A 17628-nucleotide genomic window follows, 5' to 3' on the forward strand; every position below is an offset into this window, starting at 1 on the left:
GGGATTGGGATTGGCAGACACCGCCAACCGCCGGTGCCTGCCATCTCAGAAAGCCCTGAGACCCGGGATCCGCGGGCGCGGATCCCGAATCCCCAGTCCCTAACGCCCCGTCAGGGCGCAAACTCCGTCACCGTCGGCGAGGCCGCCGTGGCCGCGGCCAGGTTCACCGGCAGCGCGTGGTAGTTGTTGGTCAGCCAGCGGCCGAGCTGGCTGGCATACAGCGGGCTGCCCAGCACCGCGCTCTGCCCGCCCGGGATGATCTCGGTCGCCGCAATCGTCGGCAGCATCTCGCCGACGAAGCGCCGCGCCGGGCCGCTGGAGTACATGAAGCCGTTGACGGTGTTGGCGCGGGCGTTGTGGCTGGACGCATCCACCGCGTCGAAGCCGCCGGAGCGCGGCACGCCTGGCAGCGCGGCGGAATAGTTCACAAATCCATAAGGATTCGCGCCGGGCAGGCTGAACGGACCGCTCAGCGGATGGGCGAAGACAATGCGGTGCAGCTTGCCCCAGCGGTAGTCGGCCTGGTTGGTCGAGCCGCTGAAGGCCGGCGCGAACTCGCTGCTGGCGAAGCGGTCCAGGCCGTCCTTCATGCTCTTGAGCAGCAGGTAGTCGCGCGCGTCCTCCGGCGTGGGCGCGGCGCCGACCGCGGCCGGCAGGGCGAAGAAGTTCACCCCGGAAAGGCCCTTGCCGCGCAGCTGGCCGAAGTTGTCGAGCAGGAATTTCAGGCTGGCATAGCCGTCGGAGCTGTCCGGCAGGGCCGAGCCCAGGCCGACCTTGGTCAGGGTCGCGTCCACCGTGTTGCGGATGGCGTAGGAACGCCAGATCGCGAACAGGCTGGCGGCGACGCTGTTGTCGATCTCGGCCTGGCTGGGTGCCGCCAGCGCGGCGGGGTTGTCGCCCGGGTCGTAGCCCTCGGGCACGCCGGTGGGCGTGCTGAAATCCCAGGCGCCGATGCGCGCGACCGCCTCGTTGACCTGGGCATCGGCGGCCAGCGCGGCCAGCGGCGCCCAGGCGCCGGCGGCCTTGGCCCGGCCCAGCGCATTGGTCAGGTGCGGCGAGACCAGCGCAGCATCCATCAGGCGGTTGTTGGCCTGCAGCTTCTGCATGTCGGCCACGGTGAGCTTCTGCCCGGTGGCCTTGTAGCCTTCCAGGGTGCGCGCGATGCGGCCCTGGCGGTAGGCCGAATAGTTGAAGTTGAGGTAGTACAGGCCGCCGCCCGGGCGCAACTGGTTGAGCGGGTTGTTGTCCAGCGTGGTGCCGACGGGATCGTTGTTGGCGTTGGCGAAGTAGCCCGCGGCCGGGTTGATGACCTGCGGCATTTCGCTGACCGGCAGCACTTCAAACGGCACGGCCTGGTTGGGCTGGCGGTTCTGCAGCGGCAGCCAGTCGTGCTTGAGCGCGCCGGAGCCGTCGCGCACCAGCCAGGGCGGACGGCCGCCGCCGGGCGCGTTCTGGGTCTGCAGGTCGGTGCGCAGCGGCGCCTCGGCGCTGGTGAAGTAGGCGATGTTGCCGTCGACGTCGGCGTAGGCGAAGTTCTGCGAGCCGACGTCGAAATAGGTCAGCGCGTCCTGGAACTCGGCGAGGTTCTGCGCGCGGTTGATGCGGCGGAAGCTTTCCAGTTCGCTGGTCGCGCCCCAGCCGGTATAGGCCACCGAAAGGCCGCTGCTGCCGGAGATCTGCACGATGGGCCCGCGGTTGCGCCGCGGCACCAGCACCGTCACCGCGCCGTTGGTATAGCCGATGGAGTTGTCGCGGCTGAGGTTGTTGGCCACGCCATCGCCGGTCTTGTTGACGTAGAAATTCTGGAACACCCATTCCACCGGCTCTTCCACCGTGCCGTGCCTGGTCGCGTACGGCAGGCCGTAGCTGTTGAGCACCAGGGTTTCCTGGAACACGTCGGTGACGTCGAGCGGATTGGTCGTCGTGCCCCAGCACAGGCGGTCGTTGCAGCCCTGGATCACCCCGGGCGCGCCGGCCACGGTGACGCCGGTGACGTTGATCGCCGGCGAAGTGGAACTCAGGTGCTGCTCGACGAACACCGAGGGCAGGGCCAGGCTCAGATGCGGGTCGTTGGCCAGGATGGGCTTGCCCGACACGGTCATGCTGCCGTCGACCACCCACTCGTTGGAGCCGGCGCGGTCTTCGCGGCGCTTGAGATGGGGCGAGATCAGCGGATGGTCGGCGATCTTGTCGCGGTAGGCGCGGGCCAGTTCCAGCGTGGTCGCGTCGATGGCCGGCAGGCGGGCGGCCTCGGCCTGCGCCTTGAGTTCGGATGCGCTGAGCGCGGCGCCGGAAGCCGGCGGGATAGTGACGCGGTTGTCCGGCGGCGCGAAGCGGTGGGTGTCGCCGAAGTACAGCGCGGCGCCGTCGAAGCCGCCGGCCTGGCCGGCCTGCTGGTAGCCGCCGACTTCGAGCGTGGCCTGGATGTCCAGGTCGAAGGAAAGCTGGAAGGCCAGCGCCTTGCCGATCACGATGCTGTCCACCGGCGACCAGGGCTCGACCTGGCTGATTTCCAGCGCCTGGTATTCCGGCGGCAGGCTGGGCGTGGAACGCAGCCAGTAGTTCACGCCATCGGCATAGGCCTTGAGCCAGGCGCGGGTGTCGGCGCTGGCCGCCTGCCAGGTCGCCCAGGCGGCGCGGCGCAGGCCCAGGGTGCGGGTCTGCACGTCATTGGCCAGCGCGGGCTGGCCCAGCAATTCGGCGATGGTGCCGCTGGCGCCGCGGCGGCTGTAATCCATCTGGAAGAAACGGTCGCGCGCATGCGCGTAGCCCTGCAGGAAGGCCAGGTCGTGCTCGTTCTGGGCCTTGATCAGGGGAATGCCTTCGGCGCCGACGGCAACGCTGCCGGGCGCCAGCAGTTCCGGCACCTTGATCGGCTCGGCCCAGGCGGCGCTGCACAGCGCAGCCGCCAGGGCCAGCGCCAGAAGTCGACGGCCGCGGCCGCCTCGCACACGGTTTGGAAGCATTTCGGTTCTCCCTGTTTGAGCCGCCTGCACACGGTCGCCGCGGCGAATCCCGATGGTATACGGCCAGGCCCTGGGGAGCTTTCGGCGCTGCAACACGAACGTTTGAATGGCGCCCGGCGCGCGCTCGCCGCGGCATAGTCAAGCCTTGTCCGCGCCGGCGTGCGGGGCTAACCTGCCCCACCCTCTGGGGCGCCACTGCCCGGCCGCGATGACCGCACGCTTCGTCCATCTCCATGTCCACAGCGAATACTCGCTGATCGACTCCACCATCCGCATTGGCTCCCTGGTATCGAGCTGCGCCAAAGCCGACATGCCGGCGCTGGCCCTGACCGACCAGGTCAACCTGTTCGCCCTGGTGAAGTTCTACAAGGAGGCGGAGAAGGCCGGGCTCAAGCCCATCGCCGGCGCCGACCTGTGGATGGCCAACCCGGCCGACCGCAACAAGCCGACCCGCGCCACCGTGCTGTGTTCCAGCCGCGCCGGCTATCTCAATCTGTCGCGCCTGATCTCGCGCGCCTATATCGAAGGCCAGCATGGCGATTTCGCCCAGGTCGAGCCCGCCTGGCTGCAGGGCCAGAGCGACGGCCTGATCGTACTGCTGGGCCGCGACAGCGACGTGGGCCAGCTGCTGCAGGCCGGCAACAGCGAACAGGCCGCGCTGCGCTGCGGCCAGTGGCTGCAATGGTTCGGCGACGACCGCCTGTACCTGGAGCTGGTCCGCACCGGCCATCCCCAGGAAGCCGTGTTCAACGAGGCCGCGCTGCACTTGGCCGCGGCGCTGGACTGCCCGGTGGTGGCGACCAACGACGTGCGCTTCCTCGCCCGCGAGGACTTCCAGGCGCACGAGGCGCGCGTGTGCATCCACCAGGGCCGCGTGCTGGCCGATCCCAAGCGCCCGCGCGACTACACGCCGGAGCAGTACCTCAAATCGCCGGCCGAGATGGAGGCCCTGTTCAGCGACCTGCCCGAGGCGCTGCACAACAGCGTGGAAATTGCAAAACGCTGCAACCTGGAACTTTCCTTTGGCACCTACTACCTGCCCGCCTTCCCGGTGCCGCCGGAACACACCCTGGACAGCTACATCCGCGACCAGGCGCGCAAGGGCCTGGCCGCGCGCCTGGCCAAGCACGATCCGGCGCCGGGCAAGACCGCCCAGGACTATGCCGAGCGCCTGGAGATCGAAGTCGACGTCATCGTCAAGATGGGCTTCCCCGGCTACTTCCTGATCGTGGCGGACTTCATCAACTGGGCCAAGCAGAACGACATCCCGGTGGGACCGGGGCGCGGCTCGGGCGCGGGTTCGCTGGTGGCCTACAGCCTGGGCATCACCGACCTGGATCCGCTGCCCTACGACCTGCTGTTCGAACGCTTCCTCAATCCCGAGCGTGTGTCCATGCCCGACTTCGACGTCGACTTCTGCATGGACGGGCGCGACCGCGTGATCGACTACGTGGCCCAGGCTTACGGCCGCGACCACGTCAGCCAGATCATCACCTACGGCACCATGGCGGCGAAGGCCGCCGTGCGCGACTGCGGCCGCGTGCTGGGGCATCCCTACGGCTTCGTCGACGGCATCGCCAAGCTGATCCCGATGACGCTGGGCATCAGCCTGGACGATGCCCTGGGCGAATCCGCCGCGGCGAAGAAGGACTCCTCGCTGGCCTCGGCCGAGCTGATCCAGCGCTATCACGCCGAAGAGGAAGTGAAGGCGCTGCTGGATCTGGCGCGCGAGCTGGAAGACCTCACCCGCAACGCCGGCAAGCACGCCGGCGGCGTGGTGATCGCGCCCTCGCAGCTGACCGATTTCGCGCCGCTGTACTGCGAGGCCGGCGGCACCGGCGTGGTCACCCAGTTCGACAAGGACGACGTCGAATCGGTGGGCCTGGTCAAGTTCGACTTCCTCGGCCTGCGCACGCTGACCATCATCGACTGGGCGCTCAAGGCGATCAACGCCCGCCGCGCGCGCAAGGGCGAGGCGGCCATCGACATCACCGCGCTGCCGCTGGACGATGCGGAGTCGTACAAGCTGTTCGCCCGCGGCGACACGGTTGCGGTGTTCCAGTTTGAATCCCGCGGCATGCGCGAGCTGCTCAAGCGCGCCAAGCCCGACCGCTTCGAGGACATCATCGCCCTGGCCGCGCTGTTCCGTCCCGGCCCGCTGGGCTCGGGGATGGACAAGGACTGGGTCGACCGCAAGCACGGCAACGCCGCCGTGACCTATCCGCATCCCTCGCTGGAGCCCGTGCTGGCGCCGACCTACGGCGTCATCGTGTACCAGGAACAGGTGATGCAGATTGCCCAGGTGCTGGCCGGCTATTCGCTGGGCGGCGCCGACCTGCTGCGCCGCGCCATGGGCAAGAAAAAGCCCGAGGAGATGGCCAAGGAGCGCACCAAGTTCGAGGCCGGTGCGGCGGCCAACGGGGTCGAGGCGCAGCTGGCCTCGTCCATCTTCGACCTGATGGAGAAATTCGCCGAGTACGGCTTCAACAAGTCGCACTCCGCCGCCTACGCCCTGGTCGCCTACCAGACTGCCTGGCTCAAGGTGCACTACCCGGCCGAGTTCATGGCCGCGGTGATGTCCTCGGACATGGACAACACCGACAAGGTGGTGAACTTCCTCGACGAAACGCGGGCCATGAACATCCGCGTGCTGCCGCCGCATGTGAACGGCTCGCAGTACATGTTCGAGGCGCTGGACGACGGCGCCATCCGCTACGGCCTCGGCGCGATCAAGGGCGTGGGCCAGGGCGCCTGCGAGAACATCGTGCAGGAGCGCCGCAACGGCGGCGACTACGTCGACCTGCTCGACTTCTGCCGCCGCGTCGACGCGCAGAAGCTCAACAAGCGCGTGCTGGAGGCGCTGATCAATTCCGGCGCCCTGGACGGCCTGGGCGGCAAGAACCGCGCGACCCTGATGAGCCACCTGCCCGAGGCGACCAAGGCCGCCGAGCAGGCGCTGAAGGACCGCCAAAGCGGCCAGGTCGACATCTTCAGCGCCGGCTTCGGCACGCCGGCCGCGGTGCAGATGCCGCCGGACGTGGACGAATGGCCGCTGGAACAGCGCCTGGCCGGCGAGCGCGAGACCCTGGGCCATTACCTGTCCGGCCATCCCACCGATTCGTGGAAGGATCAACTTCTGCAACTGGGTACCTGTCCCCTGGGCGAGATCGAGCGCAAGTTCACCCCGCCCAAATTCAAGAAAAAGGACGACGAGGGCGACAGCCGCTTCCGCCGCGGCCCGGACACGCCCTGGACCATCGCCGGCCAGGTGGTGGCGCTGCGCAAGCGCGGCGACTCCATGGCCTTCGTCACCCTGGAGGACTGGAGCGGACGCATCGAGGCCAGTTTCTTCCGCGACGCCTACGCCGAATTCGGCCATCTGCTCACCCGCGACGCCATCCTGGTGATCGAGGGCGGCCTGTCCTACGACGAATTCTCCAACGCCAACCAGCTGCGCGCGCGCAGCGTGGTCACGCTGGAGCAGGCCTGCGAGCGCTTCGCCCGCGGCTTCCACATCCACGTGCGCGGAACCGGCCCCGACTACATCGACCAGCTCAAGGCCGCGCTGCTGGGCTACCGCGGCGGCAACACGCCGGTGCGGCTGGAATACACCAGCCGGCGCGGCGTATTCGCCAAGCTGGACCTGGGCCCGGACTGGCGCGTGCGCGCCGGCCCGACCCTGGTGCGCGCGCTGCGCCAGCTGCCCGGCACCAGCGATGCCAACCTGGTGCTGGTGCGCGCCCAGCCCGCCGGCAACGGCGGCGGCGAATGAACCGCCGGCCCCGCTGCGGCGGCAACCCTCGCGGCGGCCCGGCAAGCCGCTATACTGCGCGCCTTTGTCCGGCCCCGTTGCACGCATGAATCCCAACTTCCTCGACTTTGAACAGCCTATCGCCGAACTGGACGGAAAGATCCAGGAGCTGCGGCATGCCAGCCATGGCCAGGCCTTCAATATCGACGAGGAGATCGGCCGCCTGCGCGAGAAGCTCAAGCTCAAGACCGCGGAGATCTTCAGGAACCTCACGCCCTGGCAGGTCTCGCAGCTCGCACGCCATCCGTCGCGTCCGTACACGCTGGACTACATCAGCGCCATGTGCGAGGAATTCGTCGAACTCGCCGGCGACCGCGCCTACGCCGACGACGCCGCCATCGTCGGCGGCATAGGCCGCATCGACGGCCGCAGCGTCGTCATCATCGGCCACCAGAAAGGCCGCGACACCAAGACCAAGATCCGGCGCAACTTCGGCATGCCGCGGCCCGAGGGCTATCGCAAGGCGCTGCGCCTGATGAAGCTGGCCGAACGCTTCCGCCTGCCCATCCTGACCTTCATCGACACGCCGGGCGCCTATCCGGGCGTGGGCGCGGAAGAACGCGGCCAGTCCGAGGCGATCGCGCGCAACCTGCTGGAAATGTCGGAACTGCGTGTACCCATCATCTGCACCGTGACCGGCGAAGGCGGCTCCGGCGGCGCGCTGGCCATAGGCGTGGGCGACCGCACGCTGATGCTGGAATACAGCACGTATTCGGTGATCACGCCGGAAGGCTGCGCCTCCATCCTGTGGAAAAGTGCAGAGAAGGCCAAGGACGCCGCCGAGGTAATGGGCCTGACCGCGCCGCGCCTGCTCGAACATGGCCTGATCGACCAGATCGTGCCCGAACCGCTGGGCGGCGCGCACCGCGATCCGCAAGCCATGGCGGAAAAGCTCAAGCAGGTGCTGCTGGGCCAGCTCGACCTGCTCGAACGGCTGGACGCGCCCACCCTGCTGGAACAGCGCTACCAGCGCCTGCGCAAGTACGGCGCCTACAAGGGCTGAGACGGCACAGCGCAGCCGGCCGGAGTTCCCATGCACGCCAGCCCGCCGCACACCGGACCGTTGATCTCCCACCTGCAGGACGCCCTGGCCTCGCTGCCGCCCGGCCCGCTCTGGGTCGGCTACAGCGGCGGCATGGATTCGCTGGCCCTGCTGCATGCGCTCGCGGTGCTGCCCGAAGCGCGCGCGCGCGGCCTGGCCGCGATCCATGTCGACCACGGCCTGCATCCCGACAGCGCCGACTGGGCGCAGCACTGCCGCCTGACTGCCGCAACACTGCAACTGCCGCTGCGCATCGTGCGTGTCGCCGTCGCCCGCGCCGGCGGCGAAGGCCTGGAAGCCGCCGCCCGCGCCGCGCGCCAGGCCGCTTTCCGCCAGCATCTGCCCGCCGGCGGCGTGCTCGCCCTGGCCCACCATGCCGACGACCAGAGCGAGACCGTGCTGCTGAAACTGCTGCGCGGCGCCGGCCCCGAAGGACTGCGCGGCATGCGCCCGCTGCGCCCTTTCGGTGCGGGGCGGCTGTGGCGTCCGCTGCTGGGCCTGGCGCGCGCCGAGCTGGCGGCATACGCCCAGCAGCAGGGGCTGGACTGGATTGACGACCCGAGCAACGCCGACCCGCGCCATGCGCGCAATTTCCTGCGCCACAGCGTGCTGCCGGTGCTGCGCGCGCGCTGGCCGCGGCTGGATACGGCCCTGGGCCACAGCGCGCGCTGGCAGGCCGCGGCGGCCGAACAGCTGGACGCCGATGCGGAACTCGCCCTGGCGCAGATCCAGGGCCTGGACCCGGCCACGCTGCGCTGGCAGGACTGGCTGGGCCTGTCCGACGCCCTGCGCCCGCTGGTGCTGCGCCGCTGGCTGCGCGGGCTGTGCCTGCCGACGCCAGAACATGTCCACATTGACCAACTGCAGCAGCAACTGGACCAGGCCGGCGGCGACCGCAATCCGCGCGTGAGCTGGGCCGGCGCCGAACTGCGCCGCTACCGCGACTTGCTTTACGCGCTGGCACCGCTGCCGCCGCTGGCAGCAGACTGGGAACAAGCCTGGGACGGCCGCGGCGAAGCCGCGCTGCCGGCCGGCCTCGGCCAGATATGGCTGGATCCGCCGCCCGAACAGGGCCTGGCGCTGCGCCTGCGCCTGCGCCGCGGCGGCGAACAGCTGCGCCGCCCCGGCGACGCGCATACGCGCGAGCTGCGCGACCTGCTGCAGCAGGCCGGCATACCGCCCTGGCTGCGCTGCCGCATCCCGCTGCTGTACGCCGGCGGCGAGCTGCTCGCCGTCGGCGACCTCTGGCTCAGCGTCGAAGGCAGCCGCCGGCTGGGGGCGTCGCGGCTGCGCTGGCGGCCCTGCGTCACGCTCCAGACAGAAGCGTCCGCCCGCGCGATTGACCGCCCACAGTCACTACGTTAGTTTTCCCGCCATGCCCAACGCCGTCAGCCAGACCCCGAACCAGATCATCGACTTCGAGAAGTCGCTGGACGAGCTTGAACAACTCGTCACCCGCATGGAGCACGGCGATCTCAGTCTCGACGACTCGCTGGCCTCCTTTGAACGCGGCGTAGCGCTGTACCGCAACTGCCAGAACGCGCTGGAACAGGCTGAACTGCGCGTGCGCCTGCTGCTGGATCCGTCGGATCCGGACAGCGGCACCCCGTTCCAGTCCGAAATGCCCTGATGACTTCCACCGCCGTGCCGCCCGCCCCCGCCGCCCTGCCGGCCGGGTTGCTGGCCTATTCCGAACGCGCCGAAACCCAGCTTGCCCGCCTGCTGCCGCCGCCGGACCAGGCGCCGGTGGAACTGCACCGCGCCATGCGCTACGCCGTGCTCGGCGGCGGAAAGCGCCTGCGGCCGATGCTGGTCTACGCCACCGGCCGCGCCCTGGGCGCCGGGCTGGAGAAGCTGGACGCGGCCGCAGCCGCCGTGGAGATCATCCACGCCTACTCGCTGGCCCACGACGACCTGCCGGCCATGGACGACGACGCCCTGCGCCGCGGCCGGCCGACCTGCCATATCGTCTTCGGCGAAGCCATGGCCATCCTGGCCGGCGACGCGCTGCAGGCGCTGGCCTTTGAACTGCTCGCCGCCGATGCCTCGCTGGACGTGAGCCCGGCGGTGCGCGTGGAAATGCTGCGCGTGCTCGGCGCCGCCTGCGGCTCCCATGGCATGGCCGGCGGGCAGGCACTGGACCTGGCCGCGGTCGGCCAGCGCCTGGATGCGGCCGCGCTGGAACGCATGCACTGCCACAAGACCGGCGCGCTGATCCGCGCCTCCATACGCCTGGGTGCGCTGGCCGCCGGCCTGGACGATCCGGCCGGACTGGCCGCGCTGGAGCGCTACGGCCACTGCATAGGCCTGGCCTTCCAGATCCGCGACGACATTCTCGACATCGAGGGCGACAGCGAAGTCATCGGCAAGACCGCCGGCAAGGATGCAGCCAATGACAAGCCCACCTACCCGGCCATCCACGGCCTGGAAGAATCGCGCCGCCTGCTGCGCGAACTCACCGACCAAGCCATCGCCGCGCTGGCCGGCTTCGGCGACCGTGCCGGCGAACTGACCCAGCTGGCCCGCTTCGTGGCCGAACGCGCGAGCTGAGCCGGCGCGGTCGGCTGCACCGGCGAGGCCGGATCGGCTGCCAGATCGACGTCCAGACGTAAAAACGGCCGGGCTGCAGGGCAGACCGGCCGTTTTTGATTGCGGCAGGTTCAGTTCAGTACAGGCAAATCGGCGCAGGCGAAGCAGCGGGATCGGCCGGCGCCGGGTAACGCCGGGCGGCGTCGATCCGGATTCCCCGCGCCGGCTCCGCGCGCTGCACACCGCCAGCGCTTTTCCTGCGCGCGCTGATCCCGGGCTATTCCGCCAGCTTCAATTCACCAGCCGCAGGCACAGCGGATAGCGATAGGCGACGCCTTCGTTGGCCTTGATCGTCGCGATGATGGTGAACACCAGCCAGGCAACGGCGATGACCAGGAACAGCGGAACGGCGATCAGCAGACCTATGCCCAGGGTGACCACCGACAGCACGACCAGCGCCAGGCAGGCGATGGCAACGGTGATGTTGAAGTTCAGCGCTTCCTTGCCCTGGTCATCCACAAAGGGCATTGTTTCTTTCTTCATCAGCCAGATCACCAGCGGCCCTATGAATACGCCCAGGCCGCCGAATGCGCCGGTGAGTATGCCGCCCAGCAGCGCGGACAGATGCGCGAACATGGCCCACTGGCGTTCCTCGGCCGAGATTGCCGCCCCGGATTCCAGCGGGGGCGGCGGCGGCGGCGCAGCCTGGGGCGGCGGCGGCGGTTGCACCGGAGGCAGATCGGGACCGGTTTCGTTCGTACTCATGCGGTGGCTCCTGTGCGTTGTGGCGCTACCATCGTCGCGGCGGCGGCCCACGTCAAGCAAGCGACGAAGGTAAGGGCTTGCAATGCTGCGGCGTGCATCTATGTAGACGGATTACTCGGTCCGGGCGGCGTGCGCAGCACGGCCCCGCAGCGCATGCAGCGCAAGGCGGAGACCGGATTGAGCTTGCGGCAGGCGGCGCAGGGCCGCGACGGCGGCGGCAGCAGGAATGACATCACCCAGCCCAGCGGCCCCAGCGCTGCGGCCAGCCCCACATCGCGCCAGAAGCTGCCGCGCGCCCAGCCGATCACGCCGCCGACGGCGATGAACAGCAGCGACAGCCAGAACAGCAGCCACCAGTCCACCCAGCCCATCAGGCGCAGGAATATCTGCCAGCTCAGATCCGGCGCCTGCGGATCCAGGCCTTCCAGCAGCTTCTGCAGCCAGGCATCCATGGCAGAAAGCGCTCGGCGCCGCGCCGGTACGCCCCGTCAGGCGCCGGCGCGCTTGAGCGCATCCTCGATGCGCGCCAGCGCCCGCGCCTGACCGGCCAGGTAGACGGTGTGGTCGATCGACGGCGAGACCTGGGTGCCGGTCATGGCCACGCGCAGCGGCTGGGCGACCTTGCCCATGCCCTCGCCTATCGCCGCCGCGGCTGCTTCGATCGCTCCGTGCACCTGTTCCACTTTCCACTCCGTCAGCGCGGCCAGCGTGGTGTGCACGGCCTGCAGCGCCGGCACGGCGGTAGGCGTGCCCAGGTGCTTGGTCACGGCGGCCTCGTCCCAGGCCTGGATGGGGCCATACCAGATCGCGGCCTTCTCGGCGATTTCCTTCAGGGTGCGGCAGCGGTCGCGCAGCGCGACGATCACGTCGGCCGGCGCCGGGCCGGTGGAGAGGTCGTAGCCGGCCGCATCCAGATGCCATTGCAGGTGCGGCACCAGGCTGGCCGGATCGTCGTTCTTCAGATACTGCTGGTTGAGCCAGGACAGCTTTTCCAGGTCAAAGCGCGCGGCCGAGTGGTTCACGTCGGTCACGTCGAACAGGTCGATCAGCTGCTGGCGCGAGAAGATTTCCTGGTCGCCGTGGGACCAGCCCAGGCGCACCAGATAGTTCAGCAGCGCATGCGGCAGGAAGCCGTCGTCGCGGTACTGCATCACGCTGACCGCGCCGTGGCGCTTGGACAGCTTCTGCCCGTCCGGCCCCAGGATCATGGGCAGATGGGCGAAGCTCGGCGGCGCGGCGTTCAGCGCGTGGTAAATGTTGATCTGGCGCGGCGTGTTGTTGACGTGGTCGTCGCCGCGGATCACATCGCTGATCTTCATGTCGATGTCGTCGACGACGACGGCGAAGTTGTAGGTGGGGAAGCCGTCGGAACGGAAAATCACCAGATCGTCCAGCTCGTCGTTGCTCCACTCGATGCGGCCCTTGACCTTGTCGTGGAACACGACCGAGCCGCCCTGCGGGTTCTTGAAGCGGATCACGCGGTTGGGATCGTCGCGCAGCGGCTCGTTGCGGTCGCGGTAGTAGCCGTTGTAGCGCGGCTTGAGGTTGGCCTCTTTCTGCTGCTCGCGCACGGCCTCGAGTTCTTCCTTGGTCTCGTAGGCGTAGTAGGCCTTCCCGGCGCGGACCATTTCCTCGGCCACCTGGCGATAGCGCTCCATGCGCAGGGTCTGGTAGTACGGGCCTTCGTCATGGCCCAGGTCCAGCCACTTCATGCCGTCGAGGATGGCCTGCACCGCCGCATCGGTGGAACGTTCGCGGTCGGTGTCTTCGATGCGCAGGATGAATTCGCCGCCGCGATGACGCGACTCCAGCCAGCAATACAGCGCCGTGCGGGCGCCGCCGATATGGAGATAGCCGGTGGGACTGGGAGCGAAGCGCGTACGAACGGTCATTGCAGGCATCACGGCTCAAAAGGGCGTGTATGGTAGCAAACCGCTGCGCGGGGCCAGGAAGAGCGGCCGGCTGCGCAAAAACGCCGGGGCGGCGATCGGCGCGGCACAGGCAGGAAGCCGGCGGGCCTGTGTTGTCCGAGCAAAGGAAACCAGGGATTGGACAGGGCGCAGACCGCAATGCGTCTGCGCTGTCCCGCGAAGCGAATCAGGACTGGCCCGCACCGGGGCGCTGCCCGCGCGCGCGGCTCCGCCGCGCGCTGTCGCGTCGATGCGCCAGGCCGGCAGCTAGCCGCCGCGCCGCACCGGCGGAATGGGCTTGGAGCGGCTGCGCTGGAACACGAACACCGAGGCCGGCGGGATGTTCCACCAGGCGAAGCCGCCGCGCCGCACGGTGAGGCCGAGTTCGTCCAGGGTCTCCCGCGGCACCGGGCTGACCGGGCCATAGGTGAACTGGATCATGCGGCCCTCGGCCGGCATCACGGCGAAAGCGGCGCGAAGGATGTCGCGCTGCAGGGTGCGCGGCATGGACAGCAGGCCCAGACCGCTGACCACCGCGTCCACCGGACCGGCGCCGGCGAAGGCAGGCTGCTGCTCGATCAGCGTGGCCAGTTCGCGGGCATCGCCGCAGACCACGCCGACATCGGGAAAACGGTTCTGCAGGAACTTGTGCAGTTCCTCGTTCAATTCGACCACGAGCAGGTGTTCGGGCTTGATGCCGCTATCGAGCATGGCCTGGGTGAACACGCCGGTGCCGCCGCCCAGCTCGACCACGCGCTGCGCCGTGTCGGGCAGCTCGCGCACCATCAGACGCGCCAGCTGCTTGCCCGACGGCGACAGCGCCGCGACGGACAGCGGGTTCTTGAGCCATTGGCGGAAGAAGGTCAGGGTCGCAGATGGTCCGCTGCCATTGCCACCGCCAGCCGGTTTGGCGCGATGTTGCATTGAGGTTACCGTCGGAAACGGCGCCCTTTGTACCACGAGGCCGCGCGTGCGCGCGACGGCCTCCCGGCATGTCCGGGCCGGTAGCCGGGACACAGTGGCAAAGCGCCGGACAAAAAGAAACCCCGCCGCTTCATCCGGTGAAGCTGGCGGGGCTGTGGACGGCGGTCGGGACTCAAGTCCCGGCCGTCGCGGCGGGCGGCTTAGCGATCGTAATAGCGGTCGCGGTCGTAGTAGCGGTCGTCGCGATCGTAGTAGCGGTCGTTGGCGCGGCTGTAATAGTAGTCGTCGTCATCGTAGTAGCGGTCGACATGACGGACTTCCACCCGGCGCACCACCGGCCGGTGGTGATGGACCACGGTGCGATAGCGCGGATACGGGTCGTAATAGCTGTAGCCCGGGCTGTAGTAGCGGTAGCTGCCGCGGTACGGGCCGCGATAGCCGCCGTAATAACCGCTGTAGTACGGCCTGCTGTAACCCCAGCCGCCGCTGACATAGCCGTTCCAGTGATTGCCCCAGTGGGAATTGGAATAGCTGATGCCGTAGCCCGGTCCGCCGATGCTGATGCTGTAGTGGTCACGGGCCGAAGCGGCGGAGCCGAAGGCCAGCGCGGTCAGTGCAACGAGGATGAGGACGAGACGGCGCAACGAAGTCTTGGATTGGGCATTCATGATGATGGTCCTGCACGATTGCGACCCGAATGCTGCGGTTCAGCGGCTGAATACGCGCTTATCGGATCGTCAAGGCATTGTCAACAGAAAGTTGAGGATTGCCCGCCGCAAAAAGCGCGGCCGCACGGGATGAAACCGGCGGCTGCGCCCTCCTTACTGCCAGCACACTTTGGCTGTGCGCGGCGCCGGCGTCCGTGCGGGCCATCCCGCTCGCACTGTGCTGCAACGCGCATTCCGCGGCGGCGGTTCAGCTGGACGAACGGGCCTGCTCGCTGGGCTGCCCGCGCTGCGCGGCAGGCGCCTCAGCCCCGGCGGCGGATTTCCCAGGCCCGGTGTATGCGCGGATTGCGTTCAAAATCGAACGGAATCGTGCTGGCGCTGATTTCCTTGAATTCCAGTTCAGGCAGCGCTTCCGCATCCAGCTGGAAACGGCGGAAATTGTTCGAAAAAAGAATCAGCCCGCCCGGCGCCAGCCGCTGCGCGCACAGGCCGAGCAGGCGCACATGGTCGCGCTGCACATCGAAGTCTTCGGCGCGCTTGGAATTGGAGAAAGTCGGCGGATCGACGTAGATCAGCTCGTACTCGCCGTCATCCTGCTGCAGGAAGGCTGCCGCATCGGCCTGCACCAGGCGGTGGCGCGCGCCGGTGAAACCATTCAGGCTGAGATTGCGCGAAGCCCATTCCAGGTACGTGGTGGAAAGATCCACGCTGGTCGTGCCCGCCGCGCCGCCGGCCGCGGCATATACGCTGACCGCGCCGGTATAGCAGAACAGGTTCAGGAAACGCTTGCCGCGCGCCAGCTCGCGCACCCGCGCGCGCAACGGGCGATGGTCCAGGAACAGGCCGGTATCCAGGTAATCCCACAGATTGACCAGGAACTGCAGCCCGCCTTCCTGCACCGTCAGCAATTCACCGCGGCGATCCATGCGGCCGTATTTCTCGCCGCCCTTGCCGCGATAGCGCTGCTTGAGTGCGATGCGCTCGCGCGGCATCTCGAACACTTCCGCCGCCACGCGCACGATCTCGCGCCAGCGCTGGCGCGCCGTGTCCTCGTCGATGCTGGACGGCGCCTGGTATTCCTGGATATGCAGATGGTCGGCATAGACGTCGATGGCCGCGGCGTATTCGGGCAGGTCGGCATCGTAGATGCGGTAGCACTGCACGCCTTCGCGTTCCAGCCGCTTGCGCAGGTGGCGGCGGTTCTTGTCCAGGCGGTTTTTCAGCATCTGCGCGCCGGCGGACAGCGGCTTGGCTTCGCGCGGCTCCTGCACGGCCGAAGCGCCGGGCTCGAAGTTCAGCAGCTGGCATTCCAGCGCGCCGTTGTACAGCGCGTAGCGCTTGACCGCGCGCAGGCCGATGGCACGGCCCAGGTCCGCTTCCGAAGTAATCACGCTGGCGCGCCAGCCGGCGAATTCGCTGTCGAGCTTTTCACCGAGCAGGCGGTACAGCGGCTGCAGCGTGTCGCGGTCGCCCAGGCGCTGGCCGTAGGGCGGATTGGTGATGACCAGTCCCGGCTGGGTGCATTCGTGCGGTTTCTTCAGATGCGCCAGCGATTGCCGGCCCAGATGGATGAAGCCGGCCACGCCGGCGTGCTGGGCGTTGTGGCGCGCTTCTTCCAGCACCTGCGCATCCTGGTCGAAGCCGAAGAATCTGGCCTGCAGAACGCTCAGGCCGGCCTGGGCGCGCGCGGCGACTTCCTCGCGCAGGCGCTGCCACAGCGCGGCATCGTGGCCCGCCCAGCGCAGCACGCCGTAGTAGTCGCGCTTCCAGCCCGGCGCCACATCCGCGGCCATCCAGGCCGCCTCGATCAGCAAGGTGCCCGAGCCGCACAGCGGATCGACCAGCGCGCCGCCGGCCGCATGCACCGCCGGCCACTGCGCACGCAACAGCAGCGCCGCGGCCAGGTTTTCCTTCAGCGAGGCACGGCCGTGGCCCTGGCGCCAGCCGCGCTGGTGCAGCGGTGCGCCGGAGAGATCCAGCGACAAGGTGCCGCGCTCGCGCCGCAGCAGCAGGTTGAAGCGCACATCGGGCCGTTCCGTATCCACCGCCGGCCGCGTGCCCAGGCGCTGGCGGAACTGATCGACCAGAGCGTCCTTGACCCGCTGCACGGCGTAGTGGCTGTGGCTGATGCCGCGCGTGGCGCCGACGGCGTCTATGGCGAAGCTGCCCTCGGCGGCCAGATGGGCGGCGAAATCGACCGCGGCCACGCCTTCGTACAGGGCCTCGCCGTCGGGCGCATCGAATTCGGCCAGCGGCAGCAGCACGCGGCTGGCCAGGCGCGACCACAGACAGGCGCGGTAGGCGGTTTCCAGGCTGCCGCTGAAGTGCACGCCGGCCAGCGCCTCGCGCGCGTCCGCCGCACCCAGCGCGGCCAGTTCATCGCGCAGCAGGTATTCCAGGCCCTTGGGGCAGGTCGCAAACAGCTTCAACAGCACACTCATTCGGGAATGTCGGCCAGGGCGCCGAGGTCGGGCTGGGCTTCGATCGCGCCCAGGAACAGGCGGAAATGTTCGGCGATGAGATCGACGTGATCGGCCAGGCGGTGCGAATCCGGCACCATCAGCAAGGTGGCGCGGCGCTGGCGCGCGAAGCTGATGGCCTCGGAGGCCGGACACAGCTCGTCGTTCCAGCCGTGTACCAGCGCCATGGGCACATGGGCCGCATCAAACGCAGATTCGTAGCCGGGGATTTCCAGCGGCGTGGCGATCAGGAACAGGCCGGCCACATCGGCCTGCAGCGAAGCCAGACCGGACACGAACGCGCCCATGCTCGAACCGGCCAGGATGGTGCGCTCGTTCGGCCGCACCTTGTGGCGCAGGCGGGCGATGCGCGGGTTGATGCAGGCCAGCATGCCGCGCGCATCCAGGTCGCGGTAGTCGGCGCGGCTGGCGCGCCAGCCGCAGGCCTGGGCCACCGCGGCCAGGGCCTGGACCTTGGTACCTTCGGGCCCGCTGTCGGAGCCGTGCGACAGGACGACATGACCTTTCATCGCTTCTCCTCGGCAGCGCGGATC

General features: G+C 68.8%; 13 protein-coding genes. 5 read left to right on the forward strand and 8 right to left on the reverse strand.

Features of this window, described 5'->3' with window-relative positions:
• Positions 1-110 precede the first annotated feature (110 nt).
• Positions 111-2966: a penicillin acylase family protein gene (locus NM961_RS11430; protein ID WP_255914478.1), complete on the reverse strand. Its 2856-nt coding sequence runs from the start codon at positions 2964-2966 to the stop codon at positions 111-113.
• A 208-nt stretch (positions 2967-3174) separates the two neighbouring features.
• Here NM961_RS11430 and dnaE point away from each other — a divergent pair, with 208 nt between their 5' ends.
• The 5 genes from dnaE to NM961_RS11455 all read left to right on the forward strand — a co-directional run bounded on the left by dnaE (position 3175) and on the right by NM961_RS11455 (position 10369).
• The gene (dnaE, locus tag NM961_RS11435; RefSeq protein ID WP_255914479.1) at positions 3175-6738 is read left to right on the forward strand and encodes a DNA polymerase III subunit alpha; all 3564 of its coding nucleotides are present in this window, start codon (positions 3175-3177) and stop codon (positions 6736-6738) included.
• An 85-nt stretch (positions 6739-6823) separates the two neighbouring features.
• On the forward strand, positions 6824-7780 hold the full coding sequence (locus NM961_RS11440) for an acetyl-CoA carboxylase carboxyltransferase subunit alpha (RefSeq protein ID WP_255914480.1): 957 nt from the start codon (positions 6824-6826) through the stop codon (positions 7778-7780).
• A 30-nt stretch (positions 7781-7810) separates the two neighbouring features.
• Positions 7811-9184, forward strand: a complete 1374-nt coding sequence (gene tilS / locus NM961_RS11445) for a tRNA lysidine(34) synthetase TilS (protein ID WP_255914481.1) — start codon at positions 7811-7813, stop codon at positions 9182-9184.
• A gap of 10 nt (positions 9185-9194) precedes the next feature.
• Complete coding sequence (locus NM961_RS11450; protein ID WP_255914482.1) at positions 9195-9449, forward strand: exodeoxyribonuclease VII small subunit; 255 nt, start codon at positions 9195-9197, stop codon at positions 9447-9449.
• Entirely contained in the window at positions 9449-10369 is a 921-nt protein-coding gene (locus tag NM961_RS11455; protein WP_255914483.1) for a polyprenyl synthetase family protein, read from the forward strand. Before NM961_RS11450 ends, NM961_RS11455 begins: the two co-directional genes overlap by 1 nt.
• A 270-nt stretch (positions 10370-10639) precedes the next feature.
• On the opposite strand, the gene NM961_RS11460 is transcribed toward NM961_RS11455, so the two are convergent.
• The 7 genes from NM961_RS11460 to NM961_RS11490 all read right to left on the reverse strand — a co-directional run bounded on the left by NM961_RS11460 (position 10640) and on the right by NM961_RS11490 (position 17604).
• The gene (locus tag NM961_RS11460; RefSeq protein WP_439334212.1) at positions 10640-10984 is read right to left on the reverse strand and encodes a DUF4870 domain-containing protein; all 345 of its coding nucleotides are present in this window, start codon (positions 10982-10984) and stop codon (positions 10640-10642) included.
• Between the two features lie 227 nt (positions 10985-11211).
• Positions 11212-11565, reverse strand: coding sequence for a hypothetical protein (locus NM961_RS11465; protein WP_255914485.1), 354 nt, complete (start codon positions 11563-11565; stop codon positions 11212-11214).
• Between the two features lie 36 nt (positions 11566-11601).
• Positions 11602-13005, reverse strand: coding sequence for a glutamate--tRNA ligase (gene gltX / locus NM961_RS11470; RefSeq protein ID WP_255914487.1), 1404 nt, complete (start codon positions 13003-13005; stop codon positions 11602-11604).
• Between the two features lie 285 nt (positions 13006-13290).
• Positions 13291-13947, reverse strand: coding sequence for a class I SAM-dependent methyltransferase (locus tag NM961_RS11475; RefSeq protein ID WP_255914488.1), 657 nt, complete (start codon positions 13945-13947; stop codon positions 13291-13293).
• A gap of 200 nt (positions 13948-14147) precedes the next feature.
• On the reverse strand, positions 14148-14615 hold the full coding sequence (locus NM961_RS11480) for a hypothetical protein (RefSeq protein WP_255914489.1): 468 nt from the start codon (positions 14613-14615) through the stop codon (positions 14148-14150).
• A gap of 302 nt (positions 14616-14917) precedes the next feature.
• Entirely contained in the window at positions 14918-17056 is a 2139-nt protein-coding gene (rlmKL, locus tag NM961_RS11485) for a bifunctional 23S rRNA (guanine(2069)-N(7))-methyltransferase RlmK/23S rRNA (guanine(2445)-N(2))-methyltransferase RlmL (protein ID WP_255914490.1), read from the reverse strand.
• Complete coding sequence (locus NM961_RS11490; RefSeq protein WP_255914491.1) at positions 17053-17604, reverse strand: alpha/beta hydrolase; 552 nt, start codon at positions 17602-17604, stop codon at positions 17053-17055. Before NM961_RS11490 ends, rlmKL begins: the two co-directional genes overlap by 4 nt.
• Between the last annotated feature and the right edge of the window lie 24 nt (positions 17605-17628).

Origin of the sequence: Tahibacter harae (assembly GCF_024437735.1) — a bacterium.
GTDB classification, from domain to species: Bacteria; Pseudomonadota; Gammaproteobacteria; order Xanthomonadales; family Rhodanobacteraceae; genus Tahibacter; species Tahibacter harae.